The 9,976-nt window shown below is 74.6% G+C and carries 11 protein-coding genes; 1 reads left to right on the forward strand and 10 read right to left on the reverse strand.

Going from position 1 to position 9,976, the window contains the following annotated elements; genetic code table 11:
- Together CW362_RS41220 and CW362_RS41225 are read right to left on the reverse strand one after the other, a co-directional pair.
- A partial coding sequence (locus tag CW362_RS41220) for a multicopper oxidase domain-containing protein (RefSeq protein ID WP_240658325.1) occupies positions 1-871 on the reverse strand: 871 nt, incomplete at its 3' end.
- A gap of 45 nt (positions 872-916) precedes the next feature.
- Entirely contained in the window at positions 917-1,405 is a 489-nt protein-coding gene (locus CW362_RS41225) for a PhzA/PhzB family protein (protein WP_103554716.1), read from the reverse strand.
- Positions 1,406-1,636: 231 nt separating this feature from the next.
- Here CW362_RS41225 and CW362_RS41230 point away from each other — a divergent pair, with 231 nt between their 5' ends.
- Positions 1,637-2,686, forward strand: a complete 1,050-nt coding sequence (locus CW362_RS41230) for a methyltransferase (RefSeq protein ID WP_103554717.1) — start codon at positions 1,637-1,639, stop codon at positions 2,684-2,686.
- A 9-nt stretch (positions 2,687-2,695) separates the two neighbouring features.
- On the opposite strand, the gene phzG is transcribed toward CW362_RS41230, so the two are convergent.
- The 8 genes from phzG to CW362_RS41275 form a co-directional block, all read right to left on the reverse strand.
- On the reverse strand, positions 2,696-3,358 hold the full coding sequence (phzG, locus tag CW362_RS41235) for a phenazine biosynthesis FMN-dependent oxidase PhzG (RefSeq protein ID WP_103554718.1): 663 nt from the start codon (positions 3,356-3,358) through the stop codon (positions 2,696-2,698).
- Entirely contained in the window at positions 3,351-4,190 is an 840-nt protein-coding gene (locus CW362_RS41240; protein WP_103554719.1) for a PhzF family phenazine biosynthesis isomerase, read from the reverse strand. Before CW362_RS41240 ends, phzG begins: the two co-directional genes overlap by 8 nt.
- Positions 4,191-4,335: 145 nt before the next feature.
- The gene (locus tag CW362_RS41245; protein WP_103554720.1) at positions 4,336-6,234 is read right to left on the reverse strand and encodes an anthranilate synthase family protein; all 1,899 of its coding nucleotides are present in this window, start codon (positions 6,232-6,234) and stop codon (positions 4,336-4,338) included.
- Positions 6,231-6,854, reverse strand: a complete 624-nt coding sequence (locus CW362_RS41250) for an isochorismatase family protein (protein WP_103554721.1) — start codon at positions 6,852-6,854, stop codon at positions 6,231-6,233. Before CW362_RS41250 ends, CW362_RS41245 begins: the two co-directional genes overlap by 4 nt.
- 689 nt (positions 6,855-7,543) lie before the next feature.
- Positions 7,544-8,704 (reverse strand): ScyD/ScyE family protein, encoded by a 1,161-nt coding sequence (locus tag CW362_RS41260; RefSeq protein ID WP_103554723.1) that lies wholly within the window; start codon positions 8,702-8,704, stop codon positions 7,544-7,546.
- A 36-nt stretch (positions 8,705-8,740) separates the two neighbouring features.
- Positions 8,741-9,430 carry a sigma factor-like helix-turn-helix DNA-binding protein gene (locus tag CW362_RS41265; protein WP_103554724.1) on the reverse strand — a complete coding sequence of 230 codons (690 nt, stop codon included), beginning with the start codon at positions 9,428-9,430 and terminating at the stop codon, positions 8,741-8,743.
- Between the two features lie 31 nt (positions 9,431-9,461).
- On the reverse strand, positions 9,462-9,746 hold the full coding sequence (locus CW362_RS41270) for a hypothetical protein (protein ID WP_103554725.1): 285 nt from the start codon (positions 9,744-9,746) through the stop codon (positions 9,462-9,464).
- Positions 9,747-9,790: 44 nt separating this feature from the next.
- Positions 9,791-9,976, reverse strand: a 186-nt coding sequence (locus CW362_RS41275) for an adenosylhomocysteinase (RefSeq protein ID WP_206301215.1), incomplete at its 5' end; no start/stop codon positions are given.

Raw genomic sequence — 9,976 nt, forward strand, 5'->3', positions numbered from 1 at the left:
TGGTGGTGTGCGGGGCGGGCAGCAGTCCGCCGTCCGAGCCGATCTGGACCAGGTCGCCGCCGTCGGCCAGGCGCAGTTCGAAAAAACGCATGTTGGAGGTGTTGGCGAAGCGCAGCCGGTACTTGCGGGCGGCGACCTCGAAGTAGGGGTAGGGCGCGCCGTTGACCAGGAGGGTGTTGCGGCTGCGGTCGCCCATCGCGTACAGGAGCTGTCCGCTCGCGTCGAAGTCGGCGTCGCGCAGCGCGATCAGCACGTCGTACCGGCCCCGCGGCAGCGGCAGGGCTCTCTCGGTGGCGTCACCGAGGAGGTAGCCGCCGTGCAGGCCGCGGTAGACGTTCTCCGATTCCGTGTGGTGGGCGTGGTCGTGGTACCAGAGGGAGGCGTGCGGCTGCTTGTTGGGGTAGCGGTAGACGCGTGTGTCGCCGGGGGCGATGGTGTCCATCGGGCCGCCGTCGCTGTCCTGGGGCACCGAGGCGCCGTGCAGGTGGCGGGAGATGGGCACGTCCAGGCCGTTGTGCTGGACGAGGACGACGGGCCGGTTCCTGCACGCTCTGATCGTCGCGCCGGGGAAGAGGCCGTCGTAGGTGAGCAGTTCGGTCCGGATGCCGGGCAGGATCTCCTTGGTGATCTTGCGGGTGGTGCTCTCGTAGGTGTCCACGCCGCCGGCGGTGGAGACCGGCCGGGCCACCGGTATCAGGGGCATGGGCACCGTGAACGGCTCGACGGCCGGGGCCGTGGTGCTGTTCGCCGGCGCCGGGGTGTCCGCGGCCTCGGCGCGGCGGGCGGCGGCCAGGGGCATCAGCGCGGCCCCGGTGGCGGTCGTGGAGGCGACGGCGATTCCTGCGCCGAGCACACTGCGTCGGGTGGCCAAGGTGTCCTCCTCGGGGGGGGCACGGGCCGTTCCCCCCTGGTCGGTTCAGGTGGGAATGCCCTCGCGCTTGATCTCGGGTACGGGGACGCCGAGCGCGCGCAGCTGCTCGAAGGGGTTCATGAACTCGCGGTTCTGCACGATCTTTCCGTCGTCGAGCGCGAAGGAGTGCAGGAAGTGGTTCTCGTAGGTGCCCTCGGGGTAGCCGGGGAAGCGGATCTTTCCGTGGCCGTCGCACTCGACCCAGAAGAAGTTCGGGTCCTGCGTCTCGAAGATCTGGATGTTGTACCACTCCCAGTCCGGGAAGCACTCCAGCGACCAGGCGCCGTGCTCGGCCAGCCGGTCACGGCCCTCGATGACCAGGGGTGCCCCGGTGTCGTTGGTCCACAGGCCGCCGCTGCCGTGCTCGGTGAACAGCTCGTGGCGGCGCAGGCGGGCCGGGCCCTTGGTGTCCGCCAGGTACTTCTCGACGGTGGCACGGTTCTTGCGGCGCAGTGCGGTGGCGTCGGTGAAGCCCTGCGGTGCTGCCTCGGCCATGAGGTCTCCCAGCGGCGTGGTGGCGCGCGAGCGCGGCGGTCGGCCCCATCCTCGCCGCCGCCGCTCGGATCCGGCTCGACGCCCGCTGGGGCCCGCGGCACCGGCCCCAGCGGGACTCGAGCCGGATGCCAGGGGGCGCGGGGAGCCTGAGGGGGTCCGTGCCGGGCCCCGTGCCCGCTCCACGCGCCCGCGCGTCCCGCGGGGCCGAGAAAAATAAGGGGGATCCTGCCGATGGCCGGTGTCCGCCCCGGGGCCGCCGAGGCTCCACCGCCCTCCGGCACCGCACAGGTGACGGACGAACTGCTCGAGCTCTCCTTGGGATACCTGTACTCGGCGGCCCTGCACAGCGCCGCCCGTTTCAACCTCGCCGACCATCTGGCGGCCGGCCCGCGCACGGCTGGCGAGCTCGCCCGGGCCGCGGGGCTCGACGGCCCGTATCTGTACCGGCTGCTGAGGTTCCTGGCGACCAAGGGCGTCTTCCGCGAGGACGAACGGGGCCGCTTCCACCTCACCGCGCTCGCCGAGCCGCTGCGCACGGACGGCGAGCATTCGCTGCGCGACTACGTCCTGGTGCGCGGCGAGCCGGTCTTCTGGCGGTCCGCGGCCCAGCTGCACGAGGCGGTGCGCACCGGCACCACCGCCTTCGAGAACGTGTACGGCGTTCCCTTCTACGACCATGTCGCCGCCGATGCGGACCTGAGCCGGGCGTTCAACTCCAGCATGGCCGCGTTCTCCGAGGCGCTCAGCAACGGTGTCGTGGAGGCCTTCGACTTCGGCGGCTTCAGGACCGCCGTCGACGTGGGCGGCGGGCGCGGCGGTCTGCTGCGGGCGGTGCTGCGCGCCAACCCGCACATGGCGGGCACGCTGGTCGACCTGGCGTCGGTGGTGGCCGGGCACGTCCTGGACGTGCCGGAGCTGACCGGGCGCTGGAAGGCCGAGGCGGGGGACTTCTTCGTCTCCTTGCCGGCCGGCGCCGACGTCTACCTCCTCAAGCACGTCCTGGCCAGCTGGCCGGACGAGGACTGCGTACGCATCCTGCGCACGTGCCGTGAGGCCGTGCCCGCGCACGGCCGGCTCCTGGTCGTCAACGCCCTGATCCCGGCGGGCAACGAGCCGCACGCGGGCAAGACCGGCGACATCCTGATGATGACGGTCCTCAACGGCCGGGGCCGCACCCTGGGCGAGTACGAGACGCTGCTCGAGGCGGCCGGCTTCAGGACCGTGCGGGTCCTGGACACCTCCTCGCACGCCTCGGTCGTCGAGGCGGTCCCCGCCTCCTGACCGGCGCGGTCAGGGCTGGAGCCTGCTGCTGCGCCAGCCCTGGGCGTCGCGGTCGTAGCGCAGCCGCTCGTGCAGCCGGTCGGTGCCGTTGGCCCAGAACTCCACTTCCTCGGGCAGGAGTTGATAGGCCGCGAACCGGTCGGGGCACGGCAGCGGCCGGGGCGGGGCGGCCAGTTCACGGGCCGCGGCGCGCAGCCGGGCGACATCGTCCAGGCTCTCCAGCGGCCGGCTCTGGCGGGAGGCGGTGCTCATGGCGTGGGTGAACACCGGCCGCGCCTGCCAGCGGGCCTGTGCCTGCGCGTGGGGCATCCGTTGCACGGGGCCCGCCAGGGTGACCTGCCGGCCCGTCTCGCGCCAGTACAGGACGCCGGACGCCCAGGGGTTCTCGGCCAGTTCGCGGCCCTTGCGGCTGTCGGCGTGGGTGAGGAAGACGAGTCCGGCATCCGTCACCGAGGCGACGGTCACGGTGCGTGAGGAGGAGCGGCCGCGGGTGTCGGCGGTGGCCAGGGCCAGGGCGCGCGGCTCGCGCACCTTCTGGGCGTCGCACTCCTCGAGCCATGAGGCCAGCAGGGCGACGGGGTCGGCGGGCGGTGTGCGGTACCCGGGGAAGTCCGTGTCCACCGTGGCGGTGAGGGATTCGGAACGGCCGCGGCCGTGGGAGGGGTCAGACATGGAGGAGTCCTTCGAGGGAGACGACACCGCTGCCCGAGACCTCGACGGAGTCGACCTGCTCGCCCTGTCCGTGGACGAGGGCGCCCATGGGTGAGGGCCGGCCGATCTCGACGCCCTGGGTGATCTCGATGCGCTGCCCGTAGGCGGCCAGGCCGTGCCGGGCGAGGTGGATGGCGATGGGCCCGGCGGCGGATCCGGTGGCGGCGTCCTCCACGACTCCGTACGCGGGCGAGAACATGCGGTTGCGCCAGGAGGTGCCCGACCCGGCGAAGCAGTTGGCGGCCATGTCGGGGAACCGGGACAGCGCCCGGTGGTCGGGTTCCAGTTCCGTGAGGGCCTCGACGCTCCCGAGGCCGACGAGGACGTGCCGCGGGCCGTTGCGGTAGATCTCCACCGGCACGCTCACGGTGTCGACGCCCAGGGCCGCCAGCAGTTCGCCGGTCCGGTCGAAGGGCTCCCACACGGGCACCGGCTGGCGCATCCGGGCCTGGACGACCTTCGTGCCCACTTTCTCCAGTTCGAAGGGGACGGTGCCCATGGCGGTCCCCAGGCGCAGCCGGGCGGCGCCGGTGCGCAGGCCCAGGGCGACGGCGGTGCCGAGCAGGGGGTGTCCGGCGAAGGGCAGTTCGTTGACCGGGGTGAAGATCCGCACGTGCGCGTCGTCCCCGGCGGTGCGGGGTGCGAGCACGAAGGTGCTCTCCGAGAGGTTCATCTCCCGGGCGATGCACTGCATCCGGCCGGCGCTCAGGTCGTCGCCGGCGAAGAACACGGCGACCGGGTTGCCGGTCAGGGGCCGGCGCGCGAACGCGTCGACGACCATGTAGGTGTGCAATCGGCTCTCCCGCTCGTGGTGGTCCCCCGGTGAGGGGGTCTCCCCCGCCCGCCGGGCGGACACCGGTCGGGTGTGCGCCCGGCGGGCGGGGCCGGTGCGCGCCGTGGGCGGCGCCGGTCCGGTGCCGTCCGCGGCTCGTGGGGGGTCAGACCCGGGCCGGTGTTCCTGCCGGGGCGAGCAGGCCGGCCAGGCTCGTGGCCAGGATGCGGGGGCCGCCTCGAGTCAGGACGGACTCCGGGTGGAACTGCAGGGAGGCGAAGCCGGGGCCGCGCAGTGCGTGCACCTCGCCGGTGGCCGGGTCGCGGCTCACGCGGACCGGGCCCACGCCGGGGGCGAGGAATTCGTCGCGCCCGGTGTGCAGCGCGAAGGTGTTGTAGAAGCCGACCTGTTCGGTGGTGCCGAACAGGTCGATCCGCCGGTGCACTCCCTGGTCGGGCACGGCCCTGCGGGTCAGCGGCAGCCCCAGCCGCAGTCCGAGGACCTGGTGGCTCAGGCACACGGCGAGGAACGGGTGCCGTTCGCGCAGCAGGGTGTCCACCGCGGTGTGCAGGTGCCGCATCCGGGGGTGGGCGGCGAAGCGGGGATCGCCCGGCCCCGGGCCCATGACGACCAGGTCGTGGTCGTCGAAGGCGTACGGGTCGTCGAAGCGGCGGACCTTCACCCGCAGGCCGAGGGAACGCAGCTGCCGTTGCAGCATGTGGGTGAAGGTGTCCTCCGCGTCCACCACCAGGACACTGCGCCCGGCCAGTTCGGGCAGGTCCGGGGGGCCGGCCGCGGCGTCGTCCAGCCAGAAGCCGGCCAGGGTGTCGTTGCGCCGGGCGAGGGCCCGGCGCACGCTGGGGTGCGCCGCCAGGCGCCGCGGCCCGGTGCCGCCCAGGGCCGCGACGAGTGCCGCGGCCTTGGCGCGGGTCTCCGCGGCCTCGCGGGCGGCATCGGAGTGGCGCACGATCGTGGCGCCCACGCCGATGCCGACGCGGCCCCGGTCGGAGATGTCGGCGGTGCGGATGAGGATCGCGGAGTCCATGACGCGGCCGCCGCCGGCGTCCCGGCCGATGAGCGCCGCGGCCCCGCTGTAGTAGCCGCGGCCGCCCGGCTCGTGGCGGCGGATGGTGCGGCAGGCGCTCTCCACGGGACTTCCGGTGACGGTGGGCGCGAACATGGTCGCGTGCAGGATGTCGCGCACGTCGCGGTCGGTGCGGCCCTCGATGAAGTACTCGGTGTGCGCGACCTTGGCCATTTCCTTCAGGTAGGGGCCCGTGACGCGCGCGCCGGTGTCGCAGATCCGCGTCATCATCTTGAGTTCCTCGTCCAGGACCATGTGCAGTTCGTCGCTCTCCTTGCGGTCGGCGAGGAATTCCAGCACGCCCTCGAGCTCGGGGCCGCCCGCCGGGTAGCGGTAGGTGCCGCTGATGGGGTTCATGACGGCCGTGCCGTCCTCGAGGCTGACGTGCCGTTCGGGCGAGGCGCCGACCAGGGTGCGGGTGCCGGTGTGGATCAGGAACGTCCAGTGGGCGCCCGACTCGCCTTCCACCAGGCGGCGGAAGAGCGCCGGGGCGCTGTGCGGGCCGAAGTCCGTGATGTCGGCGGTGAAGGTGCGTTTGATGACGAAGTTGGCGCCCTGTCCCGCGCCGATCTCCTCCTCGACGACGCGGCGCACCAGGTCCTCGTAGGCCGCGTCGTCGATGTCGAAGGCGCCGTTCTCCAGCGTGGCCGGGGTGAGCGGGATGCGTGTCAGTGCCTCGGCGAGCGGCAGCCGCTGCTGCCCGGTGACGGTCATCGCGACCAGCGGGGTCTTGTCGTCGGCGCAGGCGAAGCCGCGTTCGGTGAGCTGCCGGTAGGGGACGACGGCGAGGACCTCGTGGTGTGCGCCCGCTCCGGGAGGCGCGGTGGGGGCCAGCGGGATGCCGGCCAGTGTCGCGGGGTGGGACACCGTGCCGGTGAGGACCTCGATGACGCCGGGGCCGGTGGCGCCGGGCCGGTGCAGCAGGGCGAACGCCTGCGGACGGCCGCCGAGCGCCGCGTCCAGGAGGTCGCCGGCGCTCATGCGAACACCGCCTTGGCGGTGGTGACCCGGGCGCACAGTTCGGCGGCCCGGGTCAGCGCGGAACGGTGGTCCTCCTGCGAGAAGTCGGCCGTGGCGTCCGCGACGAGGAACGGCTGGATGTCGTGGGTGAAGGCGTCGACGGCGGTGGCCAGCACGCCGATGTGGGCGTAGACGCCGCACAGCACGAGCTGGTCGCGGCCCTCGGCCCGCATCCGCTGGAGCAGGCCGGTCCTGAAGAACGCGCTGTAGCGCCATTTGGTGAGCAGCCAGTCGCCGTCGGCCGGTGCGAGGGCGTCGACGACCTCGCGGTCCTCGGGCGCGGGCCGCATGCCCGGTCCCCAGAAGTCCTTGAGCAGGCCGCGTCGGCGGTCGCTCATGCCGCCCGGCTGGGCGGTGTAGGCGACCGGGACGCCGAGCGCGGCGCAGCGCTCGCGCAGCTGTGCCGCGCCGCGGACCAGGTCCTGGCGCAGGCTGTCGGGCAGCGGCTTCAGGAAGTAGCGCTGCATGTCGTGCAGGAGCAGGACGGACCGGCCGGGTTCGGCGGTCCAGGTCACCCGGGGTGCGGGCAGGTCGCCCTCGCCGGGCAGCGGGTAGGGGGCGATGGGGGGGATGCCGGTCATGGGTTCAGTTCCTCGGTTCGGGGCCCGGGGCCCGGGCGGTCCGGGACGGGACCGCCCGCACGGCCTGCCCGGGGTCGGGAAGGGGGGCGCGGTGCGGGGTGCGGCGCTCGCCGGCCGCGTCGGGGCCGGCCGCGGGGCGGCGCTCGGTGGCGGCGTCGGGCGCGGTCTCCGGATGCGGCCCCGGGCGGCGCGGGCGGGAGAGCCGGGGGCGGGGCGGCCCGGCACGGGCCGTGGCCCGGGGCCGCCCGGAGCGGTGGCGGTGGCGCCGGGTGCGGGGCCGGTGGACCACGCGAAGGGGTGGTCCGCGCCGTGGACGGCGTCGACCGGGCGCGGCCGACCGATCGGTGGCGGCGGCCGGCGTCGGCGCCCGCACGGTCGGTGGGGGTGAGCCGCTCCGGGCACGCCGCGGAGCGGGCCGCTCGTGCAGGGCCGCGATTCACCGGGCCGGGTGCCCGGGCCCGCCGTGCACCCGGCCCGGGCCCCGGGGTTCCGGCGCGGTGTCCGGGCCGGGGCCCCGGGGGTTCGCCGGGCGGGGTCCTCGGGGTGGTCGCGTCCTGGGGGCGTACGGGAGCGGGGCGGGCGGCTGGTTCTCCGCCCGCCCGCGGCCGGCCGCGGGCGCCCGCTCCGTCCGGGCTGTCGGGGGGGCGCCGGGCGGGCGGATGTGCCGTACGGCGTCCTGCCCGGCGGTGCTATCGGCGGGCGGGGAACCTCAGGAGCTCTCCGCCGGTGCCCAGGGTGTGGTTGGTGACGTAGATGTCGCCGCCCGGGCCGACGGCGAGGCCGGCCGGTTCCTTGAGCAGGCCGCCGGTGTCGATCGTGGTCAGGGTGCCTTTCCTGGGGTCGATGCGGGTCAGGGAGCCGGGCCCCGAGTCGGCCGGCGGGGATCCGCTCCTGCTGCCGTAGGACAGGGCGATCAGATCGCCGCGCGCATCCAGGTCGAGGTCGGTGACGTCGGTCAGACCGGTGGCCAGGACGGTCGGCGCGCTGCCGGGCACGTAGCGCCAGATGCGGCTGAGTCCTTGGACCATGCCGCCCATGTCGGCGAGGTAGAACGCGCCGTCGCGGCCGCGCACGATCCCGGTCGGCACCGCCTGCACCCGGCCGGCCGGGGTCGCCGCCCGGACGTCCGACGCGGCGGGCAGCGTGTTGTCGGGGAAGACGAACTCGGTCGTGGTGGTGCCGTCGGGGTGGACGCGGATCAGGTCGTTGGCGGCGGCGTCGGTGACCAGGAAGTCCTTGCCGTCCCTGACGAAGTGGTGCGGGTTGGAGAAGACCTCGTTGTTGCCCTCGACCGCGTCGGGGTCGTAGCGGCCCTCGTGTTCGGCCAGGTCGCCGAGGACGGTGCCGCCGGCCGTGCTGAGGGTGCCGAACGCCTCGCCGCCCGCGCCGAGCGCGGCCCGGATCGCGGGGGTGCCGTTCAGGCCGTAGACCACGCGGTAGGTGCCGCCGCCCGCGGCCTCGGCCTGGATCGCCCCGTTGACCGCGGTGGTGCCGTCGCCGCGCACGCCCATCTCGGAGGGCAGGCCGGTCACGACACGGCCCCGCGCACGGCCCTTGACCCGGTACAGCGAGCCGCTGAAGCCGAAGCACCGGGTGCCCGGCGTCGTGCAGGGGGTGTCCGGGCCGCTGCCGGCCTCCGCGACCAGGAGCGAGCCGTCGGCCTGGAGCTGGACGTCGCGCGGGTTGTGCAGGCCGCTCGCCACGACCACGGCCGCGGGCGCGTGCGAGCGCGCCGCGGACCGGGGCGCGGCCTGGGGCGCGGCCTGGGCCGGGAGCACGCTCGCCGTCAGGGCGCCGGCGATCGCGGCGATGGCCGCGGCCCGCGCCCAGGATGTGTTCGCGCCACGCATGGCTCTCCTCGTCCCGTTCAATGAAGTGGCCTCCGTTCAGGCGGAGTCGGGGGTGGGGTTGTTTCCCAGCCGGATCGTGCGGACCTGTCCGTCGGCGATGTCGAGCAGCATCCCGGCCTCGAGGTCCCGGCCGTCGCGGTCGCGGAAGACGGCCCCGGGGCGGCCGTCGGCGCGGTGGTGTTCCAGGGTGATGCCGACGCGGTTGAGCGGCGGGACGATCGCGACGAGCGCCCGGGCCACGTTCTCGGCGCCGTCGATGCGCCGGGGCCACCGCGCGGCCCGGGCACCGTCCTCGCCCGCCGGGCACAGGGCGTCGGCCAGCTGACGGCACGCCGTCTGCGAGCAGCCCAGGGCCGAGGCGATCTCGGAAAAGGCGCAGCCGAGGACCTCCCGCAGCACGAAGACCGCACGCTCCAGGGGGGACAGTTCCTCCAGCAGCATCAGGGCCGCCGTCAGCAACGGGTCCTCTCCCCCGGCCCGTTGCCGTGGTGGCGGGGGTTCGTGCGGCGGCCGGTGCGCACCGGCCGCCGCCCGGATGTCGGCCGACATCCGGGCGGCGGCGGCCACGAGGGATCCCCTGGCGGTCGCGGGCTGCGCCGGGGAGTCGTCCCGGCGCAGCCCGGCCTCGCGCACCACCTCCCGTGCCTCGTGCACGTCACCGGGCATCCGATGGGCCATCGCGGACAGCAGCGGCCGCAGCTCTTCGAACTCCTCGGCCCGGCTCACACGTCCTCCTCCTTGTGCGGGGCCGGCGCCCTCAGGCCGCCATGCCGAGTTCCTGTGCGGCCCGCTGCTCGGCGGCGTACACCGCGAGGAAGGCCGCGAGGCCGCGCACGCTGTCGCCGCCCGGGCCGAGCGCGGTGAAGCCGACGCTGTGCCCGAAGCCGGCCGACAGTGCCCGGTGGGCCCGCAGGGCGGCGGCCGTCAGATCGCCGTCCTGTCCCCGGCCGGGGTCCGGGCCCGCGCCGGCCATGGAGAGCGCCTCGCGCCAGGCACGGGGGACGAGGTCGGCCGGGCGCGTGTGCGGTGTCGGGTTCGCCATGGCGGTTCTCCTTCTTCCTTCGTGCCGCTGCTCGGCGGGTGTGCTCAGTAGCGGTAGTGGTCCGACTTGTAGGGGCCCTCGACCTCGACACCGATGTACGCGGCCTGCTCGGGGCGCAGCGTCGTGAGCTTGACGCCGAGGGCGTCGAGGTGGAGGCGGGCGACCTTCTCGTCGAGGTGCTTGGGCAGCACGTAGACGTCGGTCGGGTACTCCTCGGGCTTGGTGAACAG

The sequence above is a fragment of the Streptomyces populi genome (genome assembly GCF_002911015.1).
In the GTDB taxonomy this organism is placed as follows: Bacteria; Actinomycetota; Actinomycetes; order Streptomycetales; family Streptomycetaceae; genus Streptomyces; species Streptomyces populi.

Excerpts from the sequence above, each read along its gene's own strand:
- CW362_RS41225 (WP_103554716.1), bottom strand. The coding sequence starts at position 1,405 with ATGGCCGAGGCAGCACCGCAGGGCTTCACCGACGCCACCGCACTGCGC.
- CW362_RS41230 (WP_103554717.1), top strand. The coding sequence starts at position 1,637 with ATGGCCGGTGTCCGCCCCGGGGCCGCCGAGGCTCCACCGCCCTCCGGC.
- phzG (WP_103554718.1), bottom strand. The coding sequence starts at position 3,358 with ATGTCTGACCCCTCCCACGGCCGCGGCCGTTCCGAATCCCTCACCGCC.
- CW362_RS41245 (WP_103554720.1), bottom strand. The coding sequence starts at position 6,234 with ATGAGCGCCGGCGACCTCCTGGACGCGGCGCTCGGCGGCCGTCCGCAG.
- CW362_RS41250 (WP_103554721.1), bottom strand. The coding sequence starts at position 6,854 with ATGACCGGCATCCCCCCCATCGCCCCCTACCCGCTGCCCGGCGAGGGC.
- CW362_RS41260 (WP_103554723.1), bottom strand. The coding sequence starts at position 8,704 with ATGCGTGGCGCGAACACATCCTGGGCGCGGGCCGCGGCCATCGCCGCG.
- CW362_RS41270 (WP_103554725.1), bottom strand. The coding sequence starts at position 9,746 with ATGGCGAACCCGACACCGCACACGCGCCCGGCCGACCTCGTCCCCCGT.